Source organism: Polaromonas hydrogenivorans (genome assembly GCF_040105105.1).
Taxonomy (GTDB): domain Bacteria; phylum Pseudomonadota; class Gammaproteobacteria; order Burkholderiales; family Burkholderiaceae_C; genus Polaromonas; species Polaromonas hydrogenivorans.
This window is the reverse complement of the sequence record NZ_CP157675.1, coordinates 1,028,066-1,052,347: the sequence shown is the minus strand read 5'-3', so window position 1 is coordinate 1,052,347 and position 24,282 is coordinate 1,028,066. Positions and strand designations below refer to the sequence as shown.

Annotated in this window: 21 protein-coding genes; all 21 read right to left on the bottom strand. The window is 57.4% G+C overall.

Annotated elements, in window-relative coordinates; all coding sequences use genetic code 11:
* Positions 1-350: 350 nt before the first annotated feature.
* Positions 351-1,721 carry an undecaprenyl-phosphate glucose phosphotransferase gene (locus ABLV49_RS05025; RefSeq protein ID WP_349280511.1) on the bottom strand — a complete coding sequence of 457 codons (1,371 nt, stop codon included), beginning with the start codon at positions 1,719-1,721 and terminating at the stop codon, positions 351-353.
* The gene (locus tag ABLV49_RS05020; RefSeq protein WP_349280510.1) at positions 1,703-2,068 is read right to left on the bottom strand and encodes a hypothetical protein; all 366 of its coding nucleotides are present in this window, start codon (positions 2,066-2,068) and stop codon (positions 1,703-1,705) included. The genes ABLV49_RS05025 and ABLV49_RS05020 overlap by 19 nt, the downstream gene beginning before the upstream one ends.
* A 467-nt stretch (positions 2,069-2,535) precedes the next feature.
* Positions 2,536-2,718: a hypothetical protein gene (locus tag ABLV49_RS26005; protein ID WP_415838086.1), complete on the bottom strand. Its 183-nt coding sequence runs from the start codon at positions 2,716-2,718 to the stop codon at positions 2,536-2,538.
* The gene (locus ABLV49_RS05015) at positions 2,643-3,080 is read right to left on the bottom strand and encodes a hypothetical protein (RefSeq protein WP_349280508.1); all 438 of its coding nucleotides are present in this window, start codon (positions 3,078-3,080) and stop codon (positions 2,643-2,645) included. Before ABLV49_RS05015 ends, ABLV49_RS26005 begins: the two co-directional genes overlap by 76 nt.
* 175 nt (positions 3,081-3,255) lie before the next feature.
* On the bottom strand, positions 3,256-4,347 hold the full coding sequence (locus ABLV49_RS05010) for a nitroreductase family protein (protein WP_349280507.1): 1,092 nt from the start codon (positions 4,345-4,347) through the stop codon (positions 3,256-3,258).
* A 14-nt stretch (positions 4,348-4,361) separates the two neighbouring features.
* Entirely contained in the window at positions 4,362-5,219 is an 858-nt protein-coding gene (locus ABLV49_RS05005; protein ID WP_349280506.1) for a WecB/TagA/CpsF family glycosyltransferase, read from the bottom strand.
* A complete protein-coding gene (locus tag ABLV49_RS05000) occupies positions 5,216-6,472 on the bottom strand; it encodes a glycosyltransferase family 4 protein (protein ID WP_349280505.1) in 1,257 nt (418 codons plus the stop codon). The genes ABLV49_RS05005 and ABLV49_RS05000 overlap by 4 nt, the downstream gene beginning before the upstream one ends.
* A 45-nt stretch (positions 6,473-6,517) precedes the next feature.
* The gene (locus tag ABLV49_RS04995) at positions 6,518-8,779 is read right to left on the bottom strand and encodes a beta-galactosidase (RefSeq protein ID WP_349280503.1); all 2,262 of its coding nucleotides are present in this window, start codon (positions 8,777-8,779) and stop codon (positions 6,518-6,520) included.
* Complete coding sequence (locus ABLV49_RS04990) at positions 8,776-9,348, bottom strand: serine O-acetyltransferase (RefSeq protein WP_349280502.1); 573 nt, start codon at positions 9,346-9,348, stop codon at positions 8,776-8,778. Before ABLV49_RS04990 ends, ABLV49_RS04995 begins: the two co-directional genes overlap by 4 nt.
* 13 nt (positions 9,349-9,361) lie before the next feature.
* Entirely contained in the window at positions 9,362-10,390 is a 1,029-nt protein-coding gene (locus tag ABLV49_RS04985; protein WP_349280500.1) for a glycosyltransferase family 2 protein, read from the bottom strand.
* On the bottom strand, positions 10,387-11,616 hold the full coding sequence (locus tag ABLV49_RS04980) for a polysaccharide pyruvyl transferase family protein (RefSeq protein ID WP_349280498.1): 1,230 nt from the start codon (positions 11,614-11,616) through the stop codon (positions 10,387-10,389). The genes ABLV49_RS04985 and ABLV49_RS04980 overlap by 4 nt, the downstream gene beginning before the upstream one ends.
* Before the next feature lie 38 nt (positions 11,617-11,654).
* Entirely contained in the window at positions 11,655-13,235 is a 1,581-nt protein-coding gene (locus ABLV49_RS04975; protein WP_349280497.1) for a lipopolysaccharide biosynthesis protein, read from the bottom strand.
* Complete coding sequence (locus ABLV49_RS04970; RefSeq protein WP_349280496.1) at positions 13,232-14,572, bottom strand: hypothetical protein; 1,341 nt, start codon at positions 14,570-14,572, stop codon at positions 13,232-13,234. Before ABLV49_RS04970 ends, ABLV49_RS04975 begins: the two co-directional genes overlap by 4 nt.
* 176 nt (positions 14,573-14,748) lie before the next feature.
* A complete protein-coding gene (gene gmd, locus ABLV49_RS04965; RefSeq protein ID WP_349280494.1) occupies positions 14,749-15,852 on the bottom strand; it encodes a GDP-mannose 4,6-dehydratase in 1,104 nt (367 codons plus the stop codon).
* 81 nt (positions 15,853-15,933) lie between these two features.
* Complete coding sequence (fcl, locus tag ABLV49_RS04960; protein ID WP_349280493.1) at positions 15,934-16,911, bottom strand: GDP-L-fucose synthase; 978 nt, start codon at positions 16,909-16,911, stop codon at positions 15,934-15,936.
* A gap of 9 nt (positions 16,912-16,920) precedes the next feature.
* Positions 16,921-18,381: a mannose-1-phosphate guanylyltransferase/mannose-6-phosphate isomerase gene (locus ABLV49_RS04955; protein ID WP_349280492.1), complete on the bottom strand. Its 1,461-nt coding sequence runs from the start codon at positions 18,379-18,381 to the stop codon at positions 16,921-16,923.
* 118 nt (positions 18,382-18,499) lie between these two features.
* Positions 18,500-19,198, bottom strand: coding sequence for a polyprenyl diphosphate synthase (uppS, locus tag ABLV49_RS04950; protein ID WP_349280491.1), 699 nt, complete (start codon positions 19,196-19,198; stop codon positions 18,500-18,502).
* Between the two features lie 60 nt (positions 19,199-19,258).
* Positions 19,259-21,499 carry a polysaccharide biosynthesis tyrosine autokinase gene (locus tag ABLV49_RS04945; RefSeq protein ID WP_349280490.1) on the bottom strand — a complete coding sequence of 747 codons (2,241 nt, stop codon included), beginning with the start codon at positions 21,497-21,499 and terminating at the stop codon, positions 19,259-19,261.
* 11 nt (positions 21,500-21,510) lie between these two features.
* Entirely contained in the window at positions 21,511-21,906 is a 396-nt protein-coding gene (locus ABLV49_RS04940; RefSeq protein ID WP_349280489.1) for a low molecular weight protein-tyrosine-phosphatase, read from the bottom strand.
* 61 nt (positions 21,907-21,967) lie between these two features.
* Entirely contained in the window at positions 21,968-23,140 is a 1,173-nt protein-coding gene (locus tag ABLV49_RS04935; RefSeq protein WP_349280488.1) for a polysaccharide biosynthesis/export family protein, read from the bottom strand.
* Between the two features lie 342 nt (positions 23,141-23,482).
* Entirely contained in the window at positions 23,483-24,037 is a 555-nt protein-coding gene (locus ABLV49_RS04930; protein WP_349280486.1) for a transcriptional activator RfaH, read from the bottom strand.
* Positions 24,038-24,282 lie beyond the last annotated feature (245 nt).

Sequence of the window (24,282 nt, the reverse complement as noted above, 5' to 3'; positions counted from 1 at the left end):
TGCGACAGCGATGCGAGAACTGTTTACCTGATGCGGTGTTTGGGTTGAAAAGATGGCTTGACATGCAAGCACCTTCAACTAACACAAGTCAGGCTGCCATATGGCCTGGCGGCCTGCACAGGGCGAACGAAGAGAATTTGCTGGGTAGCGTGCAGCGCATATCGAAGCATGAAAAGCGCACTCCGACTTGCTTAGGGTGCGCCAAATAATAACTTCCCGTCCGTCATTCCCGCGAAGGCGGGAATCCAGCAACACGGGCTGAAGCGCTCAACCGAGCCTGGATACCCGCCTTCGCGGGTATGACGCAGGGAATTTATTGCTGACCACATCCTTACTCTACACAATCCAACCTAATACGCATTCTTATGCACAAAACCCTTGAACACCGTGGCCACGATGATCTTCAGGTCCAGCCACAGCGACACATGCTCGATGTAATACAGATCGTACTCCACCCGCTTTGCCATCTTGTCGAGCGTGTCGGTTTCGCCCCTGAAGCCATTAACCTGCGCCCAGCCGGTAATGCCTGGCTTGACCTTGTGGCGTAGCGCATAGCCCGGCACCAGTTCCTTGTAATGCTCGTTATGCGCCATCGCATGCGGCCGTGGCCCGACGATGGACATGCGGCCCTGCAGCACATTGATGAACTGCGGCAACTCGTCCAGGCTGGTGCGGCGCAAAAAAGCCCCCAGTGGCGTGATGCGCGAGTCATTCTTGCTGGCCTGCGTGACTTGAGAACCGGCCTCATGGTGCACCACCATGCTGCGAAACTTGTAAACCCAGATCTCTTCACCATTCCAGCCATGGCGCTTTTGCTGATAAAACACCGGCCCCCGGGAGGTGAACTTGACCGCCAGCGCAATCGCCACCAGCAGCGGGCTGATCAGCAGCAAGATCAGACTGGCCAGCACAAAGTCCTGCACGGCCTTGACCAGGCGCACCTCGCCGGTAATGGGCGAAGCCGACAAGTCGAGCATCTGAATGCCCACCACCTCGCTCACGCCATGGTTGATCAACTTCAGCGTGAACCAGTCGGGCACCAGCCGTATGTTGGCGGTGCTGTGGCGCAGTGCATCGAGCACCAGGCGTATGCCCGTGTCGTCGCTGCGCCGCAGGCACAGCCACACCTCATCAATGCCGGTTTTAAGGCCTTGCTGCTTTTTAATATACGCGTCCAGTTCACTGGGCATTACCTTCCCCAGCAAACGCAAACCACTCCAGGCAGCCTGCTCCAGCGCCTCTTCAACATGCTGAATGGCCGGGCTGTCGCCTACCACCAGCACGCGCTTGTAGTTGTAGCCCTTGTCCCGCAGCCACCGCAAGCCCGCATACACCACCAGCCGCTGCAGCATCAGCAGCCCCAGCGTACCCCCACTCCAGGCGCCAAACCACACGCGCGAAAAATCCGAAGAAGCCTTGGTAACGAACAACCCGGCCAGCAAAATCATGACGGTGACCACCCAGGCAAGGGCTACCGAGCGCAGCATGGCCCCGAGTTCATTGACGCGCCAGGACCTGTAAAGACTGGGCGAAGACACCAAAAATATAAATGCTGCCGCCAGCACCAGCATCTTGTAACCTGCGGGTATATCGTGTATTTCGAGTGGAGGGAGATACCACAGGCAAGCCACGAAACCGCTGATGCAGATGATCAGCATATCCAGGCCCATGGCCACGAAGCGGATTGAGGGCGACGACAGCCTTATCGGTGGACGGTACATAGACTTCTTCCTTTTACAAGAGCCAGAGCAAAAACAGTGCCCGCCATATCAATCCCCACGTCCAGCAGGCGCGGGTGGCGATCAATAGCCAAAAACTGCAGCCCCTCGGTCAGCAACGCCAGGGCCAGCGCGGCCCGCACAATACCCCCCGTAGGCCAAGCCAGCGGACGCACTGAAAGCATAAGACCCATGCCTGCAAATAGCACAAAGTGAGCCCATGACGACACCGGAAACGGTGCGTGCAGGCGGTGTTCCGCCCCACTGCGCCAGGCGCCAGGCATCAGCGTGCCTACCAGCAGCAAGAGCACCTGCAATGCCAGCAGACCTCGTGCAACACGGTCTGTCATGAAAAACTTTCTGATTCATTATTCTTTACCCGCAAGGAGAATCTTTTCATAAGCCACACAAGAGTCGATAGACAGCGCTTATATGGGTCATCTAAATAAGCAAAACAAAAAAGAACTCAAGATGATGGTAGTGAAATTTCTTGAAGACTGGTAACCAACGACGCTCCACGTCGTTGGTTACATGGTCCGCCTGTTACCCACTTTGGGGTGATGAGTTTCGATGAATTGCATTATCTTGAGGAACTTTTCCCACCGCATGGGCAATAAAATACTGCTCGAATTCCAATCTTTGATCGGCAGCTAACGCCAGTATTTATTGTTTTATCTTCACACAACTGCTTCAACCTCGATTGCCGTGAAACTCCATCATCCTTGTCTTCAATTCGAATTTCAATAAAGCAACTATTTTTGATAGCCCATACTCGATAGCAATCTGAAATTGATGCACTATAAATGCACAAATAGAATTAGCCCAACTTCACCTCATTCATAGAGCCTCGCGGAATAATCCGTGCCGGCACACCCGCAGCAACCGCCCCTGCCGGCACGTCGCACAGCACGACCGCATTGGCGCCTATTGCGGCATCGTCTCCAATATGCACGCCACCCAGAATCTTTGCTCCCGCACCAACATTGACTCGATTCCCCAAGCGAGGCGCGGCGTTGGGTTGGGTTGGTCAAGATGCCGATTTCCCAGCGTCACGGCCTGTCGAATGATGCAATCATCGCCGATGACGCAGGCACCGTGAACGACGATGCCACCTTGGTGTTCAATCACAAACCGTCTCCCTATTTTCGCATTACCACCTATGCTCATGCCACAAAAAATCTCCACTAGTTTGTTTAGCAATAGATAGACCACAGTCAGGGGAAGTCTCACCCACCGAGAACGCACAACGTACCGAGCATGACCGAATCGGTAAACTAATAGCGCCCAAAAGCCCAGCGACAGGATGCCCTCGCGCTGCGCCTTGAGATCCTCCTCCAGTACAACCCAAGGTCTACGATTCATGAATAAAGTCCAGTAAAGCCTATAAGAAACCATTTTGATGTAGAAGAGGCACTCACCCCCGCGAAATCGCGAACCCAATACATTTCTATTTCGCAAAATCCAAGTCAACACTTGAGCCTGTAGGGAAGCGCCTTGCGGCGATGACTCAACCTCCCTCTGTGAATTTGTAATGACTTCAATTTTTATAGAACAGAAGTACATCCGAAGTTGCCCTTCGGGGCGACCGGGGAACCATGCAATCTGGCGGCTCGAATCCGATCGCAACCAACATAATGATCCGTTGCGATTGAGGGATATTGAACAGGCGATGCACGGCAAGATCGGTCGCTGGCGGCACGCACCAATTTAAGCAGCAACTGCCGACGCCCTGATCGCGCAGTGACAGAATGAAGTTCATTGCGAACAGGCCGCCGTCGATATAGGGCTCATGGCGTTCACTGGCATCAAAGAAGCACCCCTCGTCTGCTGTCAAGATCGCTACCTGCGGCGCCAAGTGCCCGAAACCGCGGTTGCCATTTTGATGGGCCAGCAGTGCCTGCTTCTCCTCGTCAGTACTTACGATCAGCAGGCGGCAGGGCTGCCGGTTGCACGCTGAAGGCGCCAGTTGCGCTGCCTCCGCTGCACGCGTCAGGATATTGGCGGGCACAGGTTCAGACTGAAATTCACGCACACTGCGACGCGCCAGGGCAAGCTCGGTAAAAGATGTACCGTCGGCCCCGAGGCCAGGCACTCGTGAAGTCGGCAGTGGCTGCGGTGTTATCAATTGGGCGCTGCGCTCCGGCACTTCATTCAGGAAAGCCAGCACTTTAGGCAACACGATGCCGCTGAGATCAAGAGCACTCTCCTGTAAGCGCCGGGCATAGGCTGCTAGTGTCTCAATGGCCCCGATGAACACTGGGTCGGAACGCGGCCTTCCAGTGGCAATCCAGAGCCTGCACAAAATTATTACAGCTAGCGCTGGCTCTACGCCGAACATCCGTCGCGGCCCCGGCATAACCATTCCCTTCTCGAGCTTGTGGTAATTGAACAGCAGCCTCGCCGCCAGCGTGACGCGATCCGCTTGCCCTTCGCCCCAGTACATTGCCTTTAACGTGTGACGGATGTCGTACAGGAAGAAGCGCAATAGCAACACCCTACGTATCTGCTGCTTGGTGCGCCAGTAGCCGGACCAAAGGCGAGGTTGCGCCTGTAGTGCGCGTTTGAGGCTGTCCTTCCAACTCGCTCGCTGGATTGCGCTGGGATTACTGATTTCCGTGGGAGTATTCATTGGTGGGGAGCGTCTTACTTGTTGTGTTTGTGACGATGGCCTGATTCCGGCCACTTACTGCTGAGGGAGAATTCAGACGACCGCTTGTTAGCTTCGAAGCCACCAGCCAGAAAATCGGCAGCGGTCTTTGCAATAAATAGCGAATTGGTACCAAGGTAGCGGCGCCACAGCCTGCGTGGCTCCGAACACAGCCGGTGCAACCATTCAAGCCCCGATGACCGCATCCAACCCGGCGCTCGACTAATCGTTCCCGCGTGATAGTCGAACGCCGCGCCGACGCCCAGCATTACCGCCTGCACGCGGCCGCGATGCGCGGCGATCCAAGCCTCCTGCTTGGGACAGCCCAATCCGACGAATAACAGGCCGACACCGCTGGCGTTGATATCGCGGCAGATAGTCTCATCTTCCTCGACACTCAAGCGGCGGAACGGCGGTGACACGCAATATCTGATCTGCAGTGCCGGAAATGCCGCGCTCAGCGCCGCAGTCAACAGGCTTAGCGTCTCGGGGCTGGACCCGAAAAGTCCCACACTTACGCCTTGGGCCTCGGCATCCGCGCACAGACGCCACATAAGGTCGGGGCCGTTGATGCGCGGCTGGTCAACAAAGCCTTTGCGCCGTAGCGTCCAAGCCACCGGCGCGCCATCTGGAGTCGCCAGGTCGGCATGCTCCACCACTTGGCGGAATGTTGCATCCTGAGTCGCTGACACTACTGAATGCACATTGCAGATGCATACGTAACGCGATTCATGTGCGGTTGCCCAAGCCATCAGTAGACGCTGAGCCCCAGCCCAAGAGATGGCATCGATCGGAATCCCGATCACATGGCCGCGCTTGCGCGGCTCCGGCTGCGATTCCAGTTTGGCACTCATTCAATATTCCTCGTCTGATTTTCAGCAAGGGGTGCTTGCTCACGAAAATGTCTGCCCAATTGCCGATAGGTGTCGAACACAGGTGCAAGAACCTTCGCCGGCTGGAATGGCTTGATCGCCTGCACCGCCGGCTCGCCACGATAGCTCTCGCGCTGCGCCAGCACTTCAGCTAGGCAAGCAGCGAAGCCCTCCTCGCTTCGGTCTGCCGAGATCGATCCGTTGAGGCCTGGCCGTACTACTTGGCGCACCTCGCCGACATCGGTCGTGGCTACCGGCAGACCCGAGCCCAGCGCCTCAAGCGCGGCCATAGGCATGCCCTCATAAGCCGACGACAAGGCGAACACGTCGGCCGCCCGCATCAGATCCGCGATCTGTGCGGGTGCCTTGAGGCCCAGGAAGCGCACGCGCATTTGCAGCCCTGCATCGGCCACGCGGCGTTCGAGGCCGGCGCGCAGAACCCCGTCACCCACTACCAGCCAAGTCAGGTCTGATCCCTGCGCCACTAACCGTGCCACAGCAGCGAGCATCAGCTCCGGGTCCTTCTGGCTGTCGAGCCGGCCAACGCTGATCACCCAGGCAGAGCCGGCGTCAAGCCCCAACTCGGCAGCCAGACGCATGCGTAACGCCTGTCGAGCCGCATCATCCAGCGGCGAGAAAACCTCGGTGTCCACCCAAGTCGGCACGAAGCGAATTGCCTCCGCCTGGCTCGGGTAGCGTGCATGCATTGCACGCACGCCCTCCTGGCGGACGCACCACGCCGACGACAGCGCATTCACCGCCCGCCGTTCTATAGAAAAGTAAAGACCCGGCATGTGACGCCAAACAATGTCGGCCTTGTCCGAGCGGATCACAGCCATATCCTGGTGGAAAAATGCGTTCTTAGGTCTCGCATCACTCAGGAACAGCAGCACGGGCTCGATGCGATGGAACTCAAACACGTCAAAGCCAACACGCAATTCACGCAGGCGAAGCGCCGTGGCAGCAGTGTAGCGAAGCGACAGCGGAATGCGTGAGCGCTGCCCGGCATCGGCCACCCGCACCACCGGAAAGAAATCGAATTCGCGCTGCCCTAGCTGGCAGCGCGTCCAACGCCCGCATGGTCGCGCTGCCTCGTCGGTAGTCATTCCGACCAAGCTGAAGCGAAGATCATCGGGCGCGTACTTCAGGATTCCGCGCAGGAACGTATCCACGCCCCCCGGCACCACCCCCACCGGATCGGCAGGGTAGAAAGCGCGCACATGTACTGGTTTCATCGTTGGGCAAAAAAAATGGTTGAGAACAATGATTGTGAGTTTGCGTCACTCGACTGCGATCTCGAAAAAAAGCGCTGGACCATCGGGCAGTGCTGCGGTGTCCAGGTGAAGTTGCGCAACATTCCCATTCACCTTCAGATTTATCTGCGTACGCCGTTCGCCGTTCAGCGACAGTGGCCAGACGCGCAGGCGCGATGCACTGGCATGTTCAATCTGAATCGTCGCTGCTAAGGGGCGGACCATTGGCGGGAAGCGGCCCAGCGTACGGATCGTCGTGCGTTCGGCATCGTCAAAAGTCATGCCACTGTTGATGGCATCGGTCAGCACCCAAAGCAACAGGCGTCGACTGCTGCCTATCGGCTGCAAGTCCAAAGAGGACAGAGCCACCAAGGCCGGACCACTGCCACCACTCACTTCGAGCGGCCCCGCAGTTGCGGTGACACCGTCGCGCAGTACCAGCACAGCGCTGCGCTCGCTGTCCACTGTGATCAGGCCGCTGGCCGAATCCACCGTCACTTGCCCGGTGTCGGATTGATACAGTTTGTCTTGTGGACGAGATAAATTGTTGGCACCGACGATGCCCGCTTCACGCAGCGGACCGATGCCAGGAGCAAGCGTATCTGCTCCGCTCTTGATCAGGCTGTTTTCCAACCGCGACCACCATACTGGCCGCGCGCCGGTCAGGTCCACTGCCAACTCCCCTTTCACTGGCTTAGCAGGCATCGGACTAAAGTCGAGGCCAATCGCAGAGACTAGACCCAGTCGGGACAAGCCTTCAGGCACCTGCTCCCAGCCGCCGCTGCGGGCCAGCGCTCGCTCGGCATTCACATGCAGTCGGATGCGACCGCGCGCGGGCGCCACGTCGCCACGCAAGAAAAGCAACGCAGCCAACCGCTCACCGGCGCGCGTAATTGGGTCCGCCCCCACTCCGTAGGGATAAATCGCCTGTCGGCGTATAAAGGGTGAGGTGCCGTAGTTGTCCTGGATGGGCGTTTCAGCGAATAGGCAGATCGCATCCCAATCTTGCAGTGCGGCGACGGCTGGCACCAGCGCGGCTGATTCGTGGCGCCAACGATTCCAGAACGGCTGGCCATACTCAGACACTGTGAACGGCTTGCCCCACTGGCGCGTATTCATCAGTTCGCGCACGTAGCGAGCCACATTGCTGTGTATGCTGGTCTGCGCGATGCGTGATCCCGGCTGGCCATGGTTCGATGGCGATGCATGGTAGGCATGCATATCAACCCACGGAAGCGCGGCACGCGTGATGTCGGCGTTGACGAAGCCCCAGTTGTCAAACGCAGTCGTCAGCCCGCCAAAGCCCAGCCCACGCACATGCGCCTCCATGCGACGGTAAGCTTTTCGTTCTAGTTCGACCACAAAGCGCGCGAAATCTGTGTCGCGCACACTTCGCCCACGCACGGATACTGGCAATTTCACCTGTGTGGCTAGGGATTCATCCCGCCTCAACTCGGTGGCCCAAGCGGCCTGTAACGCTTTATCGCTGCCGTAACGGTTGCGCAGCCAATCGCGGAACAGTGGCTCCAGTTTAAGCGGGTAGCGGTCGCCTGCAATAGTTGCAAGGTAACCTAGGCTGCCCTCGTTAACCAGGATCAGACCCAGCATCGCAGGGTCATTTAAGGGTGCCGTTCCGGTGTAGGGATTGCGTGCTCCCCACAGGCGTTGCACGAGTGTCGCCCAGTGTTGAAAACCCGCCTCTGTGGTAAGTACATCAAGTTTGGCGCTGTACTTCTTTACCCAACGATGCGGCTTCACGTCGCCCCAGGCGGCGTTGTCGGAAGTTATGCCATCTGCCAACCAGTACACCCCACCACGCGCCAGCGATGCCAGCAAGTATTGAAGCCGGTCCAGCTGTTCCGGGTTGAAGTCGAAATCTTTGTTACGCCCGGTCATCATTTGGGCGTCAACGAAATGCAATCGGACTAGGTTGTAGCCGGTCCGCTGCAGTTGCTCTACCAATCGGTCGGCGCCACTGTGATCAGGGAATCCACCGTTTAGGCCTCCCAAAACCAAAGATGCGGCAAAAAAACGCTGCGCGCTGCGCCGCTTTTCGAAACCAATATGGCCATCAGGCAACACCTGTGCCCACCCGTGACGCCCGGCTGGCCCCGGCTCTACAAATGCCGAAAAATCCAGTGCGCTACCGGCAGCGATGGCCAGCGCGCGCTCGCGCATTGGCAGCCATGTGTCAGCCTGCGCCAGCGCTACTACCGGTGTAACACACAGAAGCGTGGGCAGCAGCAATAGTCCAAGGCCTCGGGCAAACCGCCGAGCCAGCGCGCTCATCGCAAGCCTTCTGGCAACGGGTGGTAGCCCTTTGGCGGCGCGGTGCGCGGTAACACTCGCGCCGGATTACCGACCACGTTGCTAGCCGCTGGCACATCTTTTACAACGACCGCGCCCGCGCCGATCACCGCGCCACGCCCCAACCGAACACTACCCAGTACCGTTGCGTTGGCACACACGATCACGTCATCCTCGATCACAGGTATGCCGCGTTGAGTGCCGCCAATCGTCACACCTTGCATGATCGTCACGTTGGTTCCGATCACCGTGTCCGCGTTGATCACGATGCCAATGCCATGCAATAGTTTGAGCCCAGGACCCGCTTGCAGCGACCATGGAATATCCAGCGCGCACCGCATCCGCGCGCGCTGATGCCACCAGCGGGCCAATGCGAGCGCTGGTCCACGCAAAATCCACGGCAAGCTCTTGCAAGCCTGGCAGAGACGCATCGTGAAAACCGGCCGAAATGCAGGGTCAATGAACCAAGCTTTCGCGAAGGCACGCCATCCGATTCGGCCCGTACAGCGCCAAACATCAGCGGCAACAAGTTTACGAAACGAGTAGGTCATTGCTGGCACCATCTCACCACTCCGGAGCATTTCGCAATATGCGCGCCTCAATCGTCGCGGTTGGGTCTCGAAGGTTCCGTAGCAGACCCCGCAAGAGGCCCGCCGTGTCGATGCACCAGGCCATCACCGAATAGAGGCCCATCGATATGCTGCGTTTTTTTGCGATCAACAAAATCGGTGGCAGCAGGGCGACGAACCCCAGCCCGACCAGCCAAAATGTGCCTGCTACTGTGGCGCACACGACCAACACCAGCATGGTGACCCACCAGCCCACCACGACTATAGGCAACCGCACACAGTTCAAGGTGTGCCAAAACCAAGGTTGCCCTAAACTGGTCCTGAGTAATTCACCTGCACCATTGACATAATTCGAATGCCAACGGCGCTTGATGAGCGTCCACATCGGCACGGTATGACCATAGTGATGGATCGACACCAAATCGAGCCGCTCCAACCCCCAGCCGGCCTGACATAGGCGCAGGCCCAACTCCAGTTCCTCGCATGCGTGGAGCGAACGATGTGTCAGATAGCCGATCTGCTGGATCGCACTTCGTCGGTACAGCCCCCCCATGTTCAAGCGGTCGACCGGTCCCGCGAGCATGTCCTTGGGACTACGCTGCTGGCGCGCTCGAAACTCGATGTTGTCGAGATTCACGTCATCGACTATTCCACCCACACCACCCAAGCTAGAACTGGCCTTCATCCGATCCAGTGCCGCCAACAACCATGGGCGTTCAAGCTCCATGTCACCATCCATTACGAGAATAAAGCGGCCGCGAGAATACTGATACCCGAGTTGCGCACCAATGCCACAGCAACGCTCGTGTCCGTTGACCAGTTGAACAATGACAACCGGAAACTGCTTGGCAATTTTTACTGTCGCATCATTGGAAAGTGAGTCGGCCAGAATGACCTCTGCGTCCAAACCATCGACTGCGGCCAGCACCGATTTCAACGTGCGCTCAATATTTCGCTCTTCGTTAAGCGCCTTGATCACGACACTCAATTCGCAATCAACTTTGGAGACCATTCGTTCACTCATCGCAGCACCTGTGCCAGCAATTCAGCGCTCTTCCCGGCGTTGGCGTACCAACGCGGGATTCTCTCGGCCAGATGAGCCTGCAAGCTTGCCTCGCGATCTGCGAGCAACTTAAAGGAAGCCCATAGAGAGTCACGACCCACTTTCGGCGTGTCGAGCACATAGTCGAGCGTATCGAACAAATCCTGATTGAGCCCGCGTGCTTTGACGCTGTAGGCGATCGAAATTGTCGGCACATGCTGCGACCAGCCCGCCACGGTGGCATGCGTACGGGCGGCGATCAGGTAACGGCAGGCACCGATAACAAATTTCAACTGCGCCGCATTGAGGCCACGGCGTACCATCGCAACTCTGTCCGATTTTCCACCTATCTCGGCGAGCAGACTTGCCATGAAATGCGAATCGCTATTCACAGATGCGCCGTCAAGTGGATCGACATGCGGCAACAGGGCGATGGAGAGTGGTGTCTCCGACAGCACGCGCCGCAGGAAAGCCGCACATTCGCCAATCAATGACTTGCCTGGGTTCTGGCGCTGCCAGCTGGCGGCCACCAATGGGCTGATATTGAAAGCCAGCACGCCATTGCCGGCTTGATCGAAGGGTGCCCCAAGTGCCACCGGTTCGGGTTTGAGGCGGAAGGCCGGATCGGCAACCAGCACCGCGTTGTGCAGGCCCAGGCGATGCAAATAGGCCAGACTGAAAGTTTCGCGCACCGAGATTGCCGAATAGCGGCGCAAATGGTTAACCATGTAGCGCTCGATCAGCGGGCTGCCGTCAAAAGGACCGACCGACGCGGCAAATAGCATCGTCGGCCGACCGGCGCGTTGGGCAGCGTCCATCAGACCACTCCACTTGAAGAGCGAGCCCGGACCGTAGTCGAGCGAGATCACGTCGCCGCCAATCATCAACACACCATCGCATTGGCTGACCTCGGCCATTAAGCGAGGTGCTGGCGCATAGCGTGGCTCCCAGAGCGGCAGCAGAGCCGGAATGCGGGTGATAGCGCGGTTCCAGCACCTGATGCGTAGCGAACTCTCGGGCGCAGGCACGAACTCGCAGCCGGCTGCGGCCATACCGGGCCATTGAGCGCCGTCGCGCGCTTGGTCAAATGTAGGCACCAGAAATGTCGCACCGGGCAGGCGCTCGCCCACGATGCCGCTAACCGAGCGCACCAGCGCCTCGCAACCACGGTTGCCGAAATTTTGCTGTCCAGCGAGATAGAACTTCATGGTTTTTTAGTAAGTAAGATAAGTTGGTTGCCGCCGGGCTAGCGTTGCCAGCGTGCGGGTAAAAGGCGCGTTAGCATTTTGCGTTCATATGATGACAAGGGTGCCAGCGCCACGCAGGCTGCGAGGTAGACGACGGCGATCACCGCCCCGGCAGCCATCAGGCGGACGACCCCACTCAATGCCAATAGGTCCGTCAACCATGCCGCGCTCGCCGCAGCCACTGATGCAGCAGTGACAAGCTTAGCCCATGCGGCGCCGTCGATACGAAACGCAAATCCACGCTGTCGCAGCAGCCACAGCGTGAAGCTGCACCATAACAATTCGCTCAGCCACAGCCCTAGCACCATCGCCATCGCGCCTAGCGCTGGCGCCAGCCATGTGCCAACCACGATTCCAGGTATCGACACCATCGTGCCGATCAGCACCGCACGTCGATCCTCCAGCGCGGTCGCCAGCATCGACAGCACCACATGAGCGCCGGTCAGCACCAACAACAACGTCATTAAAAAAAGTAACGGTCCGGCGTCAGCATATTTGCCACCAGAGGCCAGGGCTGCGAATTCGCGGCCAGCCACAGCAAACACTGCAGCCACCGGTAGCAGTACAAACAAGTTAATTTTGAGGATCAGGTTGCCTACGAGCATCAGATCTTGGTCGCTGCCGCCGTGCGCGCGGCGTGCCACTAACATAGGCCGGATAAGACCGACAAGCAGACTGGCTGGCAAATAGCGCTGAATCACAAAGCTCAGTGCATGAGCAAAGCCGAAGGCAGCAGCTTCGGTGACACCGAGCAGCCGGCTGACAATAAGCTTGATGGTGTCCGGGCTGTAGAGCTGCGTCAAGCACTGGGCGATAAACAGTGGCAGCGCGAAAGACATCAAGCGTTGGAGGGAGAACGAGTCGGCCGGCAGTGCCGACGAGAATACCAGCCTGCGATGCACCCGCAACGCCTGCGCCATGACCACCACGGCGAGCAAGAAGCCGAGAACAGCTGTGCTGGCCTCGATGCGCACTACTTGACTCAGATTCAGCGTATCTCCGCCCGACCACAGCAGCGCGACGATCACCAAGCGCGCACCGTTGCGCAGCACCGCACACAACTGCGCCCGCCCCTGTTCCAACAGCGACTCAAAGGCCAGCTCGAGATAACGCGTTGACCCTTCGAACACTATGACGAAGGCGTACATAGCCAATACCTGGGTCAACAGCGGCTGGCCGACCAGCATAGCCAGCGGCCGCGCCAGCACCGCCACGGCACCGGCAGCCAGCGCCAGCGTGGCAATGCGGTAGGCCAGCGAGCGCCAGATCAGGCCCGGCAGCAGCGGCAGGTTGTGTGGCAGCCGTCCCTCAGTGATGTAGCGATGCGCGAAGGGGTAGACACCGGCATTGCTGACTAACAGCACGATCTCGAGCAGCGCCATCAACACCACATAGCCACTGTAGTGCGACACGTCGAGCGCGCGTACTAGCGTGAGCAGCCAAGCGATACCAATCATCCCCGATATCAACTTTCCTGCGGCAAAAAGGTGGAGGCTGGAGCGCATTCGTGCGGCCGAAAATGGAGCTTGCCCTGAATGCACCTCAGCTTGAAGTGGATGACTTCGATCGTCGCCCATCACGCCCCCACTCGCGCAGGCCGCTTGGCTGCATTCAAGATCATGCCCAATGAAACTGCCATGAGCAGTTGAATGGCCGGTGTGTCTGTTGAATCGCGGTTGTATGTGAAGCTCAGCAACGTCAATAGAAAGACAATACCTGACAACATTACCGATTGCTTGCCAACTAAGGTAAGGTGCTGGCGCTTTGCCAATGACATTGCAGCCCATGCACTGCTGCCGAGAATAACCAAGAAGAGACCAGCACCTATCACTCCCGTGTCCCACAACAGTCTGCTGGCCGAGGAGGAATCGATCTCAAAAGGGTAACGCTTGGCCACTTCACCCTGCGCCACCGAACTGGCGCTACGACTCGCACCCAAACCGTAGCCAAAAAATAAATTAAGCGGGTCAGAATTCTGATTCTGCATCCACCAGAAGGCGAGGGCTGCCGTGCGACCTAGGCGCTGATGCTCGTCGCTGAATTCATCTGAATCGATTGCGTACTTGATCTGCTGGTCGTAAATCTGCTCCCATGAATTCGTGCCACCAGCGTCGTAAAAAATGGACTTATATGCGATACCGATGCCAAGCAGCAGCGGCACGACCAATAGGCTTGTCGCCAATGCTTTCAGCGGTCTCGACCGGGCATGAAATACAAAGGCGACGATCAGCAACCCAGCGATCCAGACGAAGATCATCTTGACTTCGGCGATGAAACCCGGTGCCAGACTCAGCAGACCCAGCAGGCAGGCGGATTTAGTTGACAGTTGTTTACCTTTCCATCGGATCACTACGACTGCCGTTGCGATGCAGGCCACCATTGCCATCGCTGCTGAGTTCCCACCCCCGTCTGGCGACCCACCAAAGGTACCTACGATGGCATCCCAGGCAGCAAAGTCTGAGCGCCGAGGCACGACAACAAGCCGTTGATAGAGCACAGCAGGCCACTGCAACACCGCCACCACGACAACTGCAGACCATAAGCGGTGGGTTGCTACGTCACTCCAGCGCCGCAACAGCATGGCAAGAGTTAGGCCCCACATGAAGAAATAGCTTTTGCTAGCCACCAAAATTTGAAGCAACGGATTCATCGACGCTATAGATGAGAAAAGCCCAACAAGCATCCAGAGCACCAATAGAAAACCTATAAATTTCTCCGCACCTTGGCGATTTTCTTGCACTTTTATTGTTGCAAAACTTGCCCGAAAATTGGGTCGCGCATATGAGAGAAAAACCAGCAGCAAGCCTAGAAAATAGGGTATCCAGAACAATTGATTCAGGCCTGTTGCGTATTCAACGCTACCGGCGAATATCGCCGCAATGAACCACCCGAGTAACACAAGGGAATTAAGCTTCACTGGTGGCGCCTATAAAACCGATGGAGATGATCTTGATGTTCACAGTTCATTGTTGTGGCTTTGCATAGGCTGGATGTAGGTTGCTTGGTCAAGATTCATGGCAAGGCCTATGTAGCCGATTCCGATAATAGTAATGTTCATTCATTTATTTATGGATGCGGAGTGGATTGAGGCGTTTATTCCACACTCACATTCACGCTGTAGCCATTGGCTTTAAGCAGCGCATGCTGTTTGGCCTGGGCCAGGTCACTAGCCACCATTTCCTTGCACATTTCTTGTACCGTGATTTCAGGCGTCCAGCCAAGCTTTTGCTTGGCCTTGCTGGGGTCACCCAACAGGGTTTCAACTTCCGCAGGACGGAAATAGCGTGGATCGATCTTGACGATGGGCTTGTCGTTCCAGTAGCCGACTTCGTTAACGCCCTGCCCTTCCCAGCGCAATTGCATGCCGAGTTCGGCGGCGCTCCATTCAATGAACTGGCGCACGCTGTACTGCACGCCGGTGGCAATCACGAAGTCCTCGGCCTGGTCTTGCTGCAGCATCATCCACTGCATGCGCACATAGTCCTTGGCATGACCCCAGTCGCGCAGGGCGTCGATGTTGCCCATATACAGGCAATCTTCCAGGCCCATGCTGATGTTGGCCAGGCCACGGGTGATCTTGCGGGTGACAAAGGTTTCGCCGCGGCGCGGGCTTTCATGATTAAACAAAATACCGTTGCAGGCATACATGCCGTAGGCCTCGCGGTAGTTCACCGTGATCCAGTAGGCGTAGAGCTTGGCCACGGCGTATGGGCTGCGCGGGTAAAACGGGGTGGTTTCCTTTTGCGGGATTTCCTGCACCAGGCCATACAGTTCACTGGTGCTGGCCTGGTAAAAGCGGGTTTTCTTTTCCAAACCCAGGATGCGGATGGCTTCCAGAATACGCAGGGTGCCCATGCCATCCACATCGGCGGTGTATTCAGGGCTTTCAAAACTGACCGCCACATGGCTTTGGGCGCCAAGGTTATAAATTTCGTCGGGTTGGGTCTGCTGGATGATGCGCGTGAGGTTGCTCGAGTCGCTCAGGTCGCCGTAGTGCAGATTGAACCGGGCGTTGTCCGTGTGCGGATCTTGGTAAATGTGGTCAACACGGGCAGTATTAAAACTTGATGCGCGGCGCTTGATGCCGTGGACGATATAGCCTTTTTCCAGCAAAAATTCGGCCAGGTAAGAGCCGTCCTGGCCGGTAATTCCGGTAATGAGGGCGACTTTGGGGGTGGTGTTGGATGCAATGGTCATGGTTGGCGTGATGGATATCGGCTCAAGGCCGGAATGACAAAACAAAAGGTTTATGAATGACTACAGAATGAAAGAAAGCGCTTATGAGTGCGTCATGAAATCTTGATACGCAAGTTTCAAGCCGTCCTTCAGATTCACTTGCGCCTGCCAGCCTAGGGATTCAAGGCGGCTGCTGTCCATGAGCTTGCGGGGTGCGCCGTCGGGTTTGGTGCTGTCAAAGTCGATGTCACCCTGGTAGCCCACGACCTTGCCAACGGTTTGTGCCAATTCAGCAATGGTGATGTCGCTGCCATAGCCGACATTGATATGGCTTTGCATCGGGCTGGTGTGCAGGTCGTAAGTGGCCTTTTCCAGGTTCATGACGTGGATGCTGGCAGCGGCCATGTCGTCCACATACAAGAACTCGCGGCATGGGGTGCCGGTGCCCCAGATGGTGACCTTGGGCGCCTGGCCGGCCTTGGCTTCATGAAAGCGGCGGATCAGCGCGGGAATGACGTGGCTGTTTTCAGGATGGTAGTTGTCGCCCAGGCCATACAGATTGGTGGGCATGACGCTGCGGTAATCAATGCCGTGGCTGGCACCGTATTGGCGGTTATAGCTTTCGCAGAGCTTGATGCCGGCAATCTTGGCAATCGCATAGGGCTCGTTGGTGGGCTCCAGCGGGCCGGTCAGCAGGGCATTTTCAGCCATGGGCTGCGGGGCCTGCCGGGGGTAAATGCAACTGGAACCCAGGAACAGCAGCTTTTTAACACCACTTTGAAAGGCGGCATCAATCACGTTGGCCTGCATCATCAGGTTTTGGTAGATGAATTCGGCCGGGTAGGTGTTGTTGGCATGAATGCCCCCCACCTTGGCGGCAGCCAGGTACACCTGGTCGGGCTTTTCCATCTGAAAGAAGTCGCGCACGGCAGACTGCTCGGTCAGGCTTAGCTCGGCATGGGTGCGGGTGATGATGTTCTCCGGCGCGTGGCCTGCAGCCAACAACTGACGAACGATGGCGGAGCCCACCATGCCCCGGTGACCGGCTACGTAAATCCTGGGTGATGTGTTTTTTGTCATGGTCATCCCTTAAGCCTGAGTGGGCTGCGTGGCGATGCGGCCATAGGTATCTTCAAACCGCACGATGTCGTCTTCGCCCAGATAGCCGCCCGACTGCACTTCAATCAGTTCAAGCTCGGTTTTCCCTGGATTTTCCAGGCGGTGCTTGACTCCCAGGGGAATGTAGGTGCTCTGGTTTTCAGTCAGTAAAACTTCTTCATCACCCCGGGTGATAAGGGCCGTGCCCTTGACCACGATCCAGTGCTCGGCACGGTGGTAATGCATTTGCAGGCTGAGCTTGGCGCCAGGGCGCACGGTGATGCGCTTGACCTGGTAGCGCGCACCCGCATCAACACTGTCGTACCAGCCCCAGGGGCGTTCCACCTTGCGATGCTGCACAGCCTGCGGGGTTTTTTTGGTTTCAAGCAACGCCACGACCTGTTTGACCTCTTCGGCATGGCTGCTGCTGGCCACCAACAGCGCGTCGGGCGTGTCGATGATCAGCAGGTCTTGCGTGCCCAGGGCCACCACCGGACGGTGCGGCGCATAAATATAGGTGTTGGTCGCCTGCACGGCCATGCCTTGGCCGTCAATGCGGTTTCCCTGGTCGTCAGGCGTGTTCAACTCAGCCACGGCGTTCCAGCTGCCCACGTCGCTCCATGCGCCGGCAAACGGAACCACTGCCACGTTGGCATGGTGCTCCAGCACTGCATAGTCCACGCTTTCAGCGCGGCAAGCTATAAAAGCGGTGGGTTCAGGCCGGATGAAGACTCCATCCTCGGTGGCACCTGCCACGGCTTGCTGGCAACTTTTGAAGATATCGGGTGCGTGCAGGCGCAAGGCTTCCCTGAGCGTCTGGGACTGAATCAGAAAGATGCCTGCGTTCCACAGCACATCGCCTTGCAGCAGCAAAAGCTGCGCTTTGTCGGCCGCCGGCTTTTCAATGAAACTGGCGACCTGGTTACTCTGGCCATTGGCGTTAAGCATGCCGCGCTGGATGTAGCCATAAGCCGTGCTCGGAAAGCTGGGCACGACGCCGAAGGTAACGATAGCGCCAGCCGCAGCGGCCGGGCAGCCCTGCAACACCATGGTGCCAAAGGCGTCGGCATCAGGAATATGGTGGTCGGAAGGGCAAAACAGCAGCAGATCTTCTGGCCGGGACTGCAATGCGGCCAGGGCCATGGCCGCAGCGGTGTTGCGTGCTACGGGCTCAAGCATGACGCGCCCCTTCACGTCAGCAGCCTTTAGCGCTTCTACAACCAGAAACCGATGGTCTTCAGCTGCAATGCATAAAGCGCGCGGAGCGCCGGGGTTGAACTGTGCCACGCGTTCCAGCGTGTGCTGCAGCAGGCTTTTACCCTTGATCAGCGGCACAAACTGCTTGGGAAAGCTCTTGCGGCTGAGCGGCCAAAGCCGTGTGCCAGAGCCGCCGCACAAAATGACGGGCGTGATGTCGTAAGCGTTGATAAGGTCGGTTTTTCTTGTGCTCATTGCCTGGGCCATTGGGTTGAAGTGGATTTCAGGATTGGGAGTACGACGCATTTGCAGGGTGCAAGTAAAGCATTTTTGTGTGGCGCTCTAGGCGCCATCGCAGCGCAAGGTAAATGCTTCAGATGGCGTAGCGGGTAATTTCAGCCACCGGTGCGTTGGAAGCGCCAAAGCGGCGGTCGCGTGCCTGGTACCACTGCAGCGCATGGTCAAGTGACTGGGCGCTAAAGTCAGGCCACAGCGTGTCGGTAAAGAACAGTTCGGTATAGGCTACTTGCCACAGCATGAAATTGCTGATGCGCGACTCGCCGCCGGTGCGTATAAGCAGGTCGGGGTCGGGGGCATAGCCCATGCTGAGATGCGGGCGCAACGCAGCTTCGTCCATGTCGGCCACGCTCTGCCCTGGGTTGGCAGCCTGCCAGGCTTGCACGGCCTGCATCATGTCCCAGCGGCCACCGTAATTGGCGGCAATGGTCAAGGTGAGTTTGCTGTTGTTGGCCGTCAGGGCCTGACCGCTGGCCATGAGGCTTTGCAACTGCCTGTCAAACCTGTTGAGGTCGCCGACCACCTTCAGGCGCACGCCAGAGGCATGCATGGCACTGACTTCTTTTTGCAGGTAATGCACCAGCAGACCCATGAGGCTGGAAACCTCATCGGCCGGGCGTTGCCAGTTTTCGGTACTGAAGGCAAACAGGGTGAGGTAGTTCACGCCGCGCGCCATGCAGGCATCAATGATCTGGCGCACCTGCCGCGCTCCGCTGACATGACCCAGTGCGCGCAACATGCTGCGCTTTTCAGCCCAGCGACGGTTGCCGTCCATGATGATGGCAACGTGCTGCGGTATGGCCGCTGAACCTGATGCGCAAGCTTGCATGGCTGTTTACTGCCCGTCTGTTTTGCCGTACTGGTAGTTGGTGTAGCGGTAGCGGCTGTACTTGTAGCCATAGCCGTAGCGCTGGCGGCTGGTGTCCAGGTCGTTGAACACGACGCCTTTGACCGGCACGCCGGTCTGGCCAAGTCGCTTGGTGCTTTCCTGCAATTCGCCGAGTGCGGTGACTTCGGCCCGGGCCACTAGAAACACCGTGCCAGCATGCGGTGCAAGTACCTGCGTGTCTGACACGGCCAGCACGGGCGGGGTGTCGATCAGCACCAGGTCATACTGGGCAGACAGGGCTTCCAGCAGTTGCACGGTAGCAGGCGACATCAGCAATTCGGCGGGGTTGGGCGGCATGGTGCCCGTGGTGATCAGGTCCAGACTGGGTGCGACGGCACGGCGTACCACATCGCCCAGCGTGCGGCTGCCGGTAATCAACTCGCTCAAGCCGTGACCGCGCTTCAGGCCAAAGAACTGGTGAATATGGCCTTTGCGCATGTCGGCGTCAATCAGCAGCACGCGCTTGCCGCCTGCGGCCAGCACGGCGGCAAAGTTGGCACTGGTGAAGGATTTGCCGATGCCCGGCGTGGGGCCGGTGAACAGCACCACGTTGTTGCGCGCATCAAGCATGGCGAACTGCAGCGCGGTGCGCAGGCTGCGCAGGCTTTCCACCCCCGGGTCTTCGGGATGCGCAATGGCCAGCAGGTGATTGCCCGGGGCCTGGCTCTTGATCAATTTGGACAGCTTGTCCTGCTCGGCAGAATGCGGCACGGTGGCAAACACATGCAGGCCGGTAGCCGACTCGATATCAGCCGGATCCTTGATGCCGGGGCGCAGGCTGTTGCGCAAAAAGGCCAGACCCATGCCCAACAGCAGGCCAAGCACAACGCTAATAGCCAGGATTTGCGCACGCTGGGGTTTGATAGAGCGTTCGGGCACCACGGGCGCATCGACCACCCGCACATTGCCAATTTTCCCCTCTTTGACCAAGAGCAGTTGCTGCGAGCTGGTCAGCAGGTTGAGGTACAGCTCGCTGTTGACCTTGACATCGCGCGTCAGGCGCAGCAAGTCTTGTTCGGTGTTGGGCAGCGTCTTGACCTTGCTGGCCAGGCCTGCAATTTCCTTGCTGACAGCGGCAATCTGCGCATCGAGTGTCTGGATGACGGGGTGAGCAGCGGTGAACTGCGCGATTTGCTCGCGGCGTTTTTGTTGTAGTAGCAAGAGGTCGCCTTGCAGCTTCACAGCTGTCTCAAGATACGTTTTTCCTTCCGTGCCCAGGTCAAACGTGCCGTTCTGATTGCGATACTTGTTGAATCGAACTTCGGATTCTTCCAATTGCTTTTTGAGTTGCGGCAAAAAATCACCCAAAAAGGCAAGGGATTTTTCAGCCTCTGCCGATTTGCGCTCGACATTCTGGCGCACATAGTTGGTACCCACTGCATTCAGAGTCTGGGCAATTTTCCACGGTTCAGTGCCCTGGAGTTGCAAAGCAATCACGCCAGACTGCTTGCCTTGCTCTGTGATGCCCAGATCCTTTTGCAACTGCTCAATCACGCCAAGACGGGAATAGCGCGCAATATTGAAGTACGCACCGGGCTTAGCCTTAAGTTCGGTTACTAGAATCCGGCCCTTTTCTTCACCGCTGCCAAAGCCGGCCGGCGTTCCGGTTTTCCCTTGCACCAAGGTTTGGCCGTCGGGGTCGCGCAACTCAAAGCCGCTTTCAGTGGTCACCAGTACCAGCATCTCACCTTCCAGTGCGGCAGGCACTTCAAGCACGCCGAGACGAATGGATTCGTTGCCTGACACGTAGCCGTCCATACCCATGAATCCGGGATTGGACAGATCGGTGGTACGCCGTGCAAGCCAGCGACCTACGAACGGGATGTATTGGGGCACGGCGGTGACATACAGTTGCAGATCGTCGACGGCCTTGCCGACCACCAGGCGAGAGCGCAGGATTTCTATTTCGGCCGTGGCGGGTGACTTGATATCGAACAAGCTGGCTGCATCGCCCAAGGCACTTGCGGCGCCCGGCTTGTTGTCTTCAACCTGAATCAAGGCATTGGCCTCATAAACCGGACGACTGAGGAAAGCGTATGCGCCTCCCAGCACCAATACCAGCACAGTCACGCCGACAATGAGCCAGCGTGCATCAAGCAGCACATCGAGCAGGCCTAACAGGTCAATTTCATCGTCTTGTGCATCAGCAATGTACGGGGTGGGCACTGGAGATTGAGATAGGTTCATACGGTCAGGCATCACGAAACAAGATTGATACGGCGCACCCACTCGTCCACGCCCAGGGCGATGGCGGCATGGGTGGCTTCGAAGGCAGCGCGAGGCTGGCGGTAAGGATCGGGAATTTCAAAGGCGCCTTGCGGGCCGAATTCGCCCAGGCGCCGGATTTTTCCGCGCGCCAGAGGGTAAAGCTTTTGAAGTTCTTGCTGATGGCTGGTTTCCATGACCAGCACCAAATCGGCATGGCTGCACATCCAGCCGGCAACCTGCTGGGCACGGTGGGCGGACAGGTCCAGGTCATATTGCTCGGCTATTTCGCGGGCGGTGGCTTCAGCGCCATGGCCGACCACGGCATGCAGGCCGGCCGACCAGACCTTGCGGCCGGGCAGGCGGTCTTTAAGAAGTGCTTCAGCCACGGGGCTGCGGCAGATATTTCCAACGCAAACGATCAGGATATTGTTTATCACTTACGCGCGCTCATTTGGTAATGTCATGCGCGGTGTTGGTGATTTGGGCGCTAGGCAGAATCAGGCTGACCACGCGGTTCCAGAGCACCAGCGGCACGGGATCGACAAACACCACATCGCGCGATTTGAGTTCAAAGCCTTCAGCCAGTGCGTAGGCCGTTGGGGAACTGGCGTCAAGGTGATAAACCTCGGGCGTGGTGGAAGTGGCTGCACCGCTTGCATCGGCAACCGTGGCGCTGTCGCCACTGCGGCTGCGCACGACGTAAATCTGGCGCGGATTGCCGGAAGTGGCATTCACGCCGCCAGCCTCGCCAAGGGCTTCATTGAGCGTGAGCCGGCCATTGCGCAGTGGCAATGTCATCGGTCTGGTGACTTCGCCCATCACATACACCTTGGTGTCGTCACGACTGCCCACGCGCAACAGGTCGCCGGCGGTCAGCAGGATGCTCGACGGATTAACGCCCAGCGTGGTCAGCTGCGGCATGTTGATCATGGTGGTGGTTCCCTTGCGGGTAACGGCGACCGTGGCCCGATCGGCAAGGATCGTGAAGCCGCCGGCGCGGCTGATGGCCTCTGGCAACGTCATGGGAATGTCGTTGATGGCTTGCAGGCCAGGGGTGCGAACCTCTCCATCGATATAAATACGCCCGGCGCGATAGGCCTGCACGCGCAGGGTAACTTGCGGGTCCTGCAGGAATTTGGCCAGGCGGCGGGTAATTTCTTCACGGGCCTTGTTTTCTGTCAGGCCTGCAATTTTGAAGGTGCCCAGCAGCGGAAACTGGATCAGGCCTTCGGGGCTGACGTTGTAGCCGTTGCCAACGGACGACAAGCCTGATGCATCAGTTGTCAGGGTGGCACCGGCCGGAGCCAGAACCAGCTCGGGATGATTCCAGACAACGATATTGATCACGTCGCCGGGGCCAATGCCATACGGCTTGGCCTCGGCAAACAGGCTTTTCACGTCGGTGCCCAATTCAACTTTTCGCAAGGTGCGTTGCTGGCTGATGAGTTCGGGCGTGATGGTTGACAGCGCACCGGGCGGTGGTGTTTGGCCTGCGGTCGCTTCGCTGCCCGGCCCTGACGGGCCAGAAGAAACTGCGGCACGTTTGGTAGTGATGGAATAAGGATTGGCCGACGACTCGGTGACTTGCAGACCTTTGCCAATAGAAAACCCGGGAGCCAAGGTGCAGCCGCCCAGCCAAGCGACCGTTAGGGCCAGAACAGGCCAGCGCGCGTACGCAAGCATCAGAGTTAAATTCGATTTCTGGGGCATGGGATTAAAAGTAGCAGAGGACAAAAGTTGAATATATCTGTGTTTAGTGTAGTGACGTGTAACTAAATCCCCGCAAGGATTGACAAACGCAAGGGCCATGAACCGCAGAGAACACGGCACTAAACACAAGGCATGCAGGCTACCGCAGTGTTTTTCACCATTTCAGGGTGAAACACAGGGTAAATCTGCAAAATTTGACGACTCTCGGACTGGCAATGCCTCTAAGCAACTACCAAGCCAAGGCTTAAAAATTCAGGCCGCTACCAGTTGGTGATGATCAACACGAACCAACTGCTGGCGACCCATTATTTCGAGAAGCACTGCCACTCGGTAACTGGAAACACTTTTGACAACGCCTTCGAGACCACTCAAGGCTGAGTTACAGAACCGGACCAGATGGCCCGGACGCAAAGCACTCAACTCAGCCACATCCGCCGCATTGCGGACTTGCTCAAGCTGCCGGATGGCGTCGAGCGTGTCAGGGCGAATGGTGGCAAATTCAGAACCAAAACTGACTATTTGCGTCACGCCACGGGTTGAGCGGACAGGGGCAATTGATTGGGCAAGCGACGTTGTCCTGAAAAATACATAACGCGAAAACATAGGCTCAAAAACAGCCTGCATGCTTGCGTCGATTTTTTTCAGTCGTTTGTAAAGTGGAAGATACACATCGAAACCCTGTTGCTGCAGATTTTGCAACGCGACAGTTTCAAGACGTGGACGAGTGTGAGCTAAAAACCACAAAGATTCAGAATCGGTAGAGGCTGGATCAGGGTTGGCAGTTCGATTATCAAACTTGGAACTCATTGAAAACTCACTTTTCAGATGCAGTAAATCTATCTTTTTTAGGACTTTGACACCGAAAAACTCAGTTCGCCAGATTGTGCGATTGCAGCAATTTTAACGATGCCACACAGATTTCCAACAAAAAAAACAATTTTTGACAATCCTGACTGTGCCAAATTTATGTAATTTTTAACGTGTTTTGAATTTTCAATGCATTTTTGATGCACCAACAATGCACAGAAAATCATCTATTTCATTTGGAAATG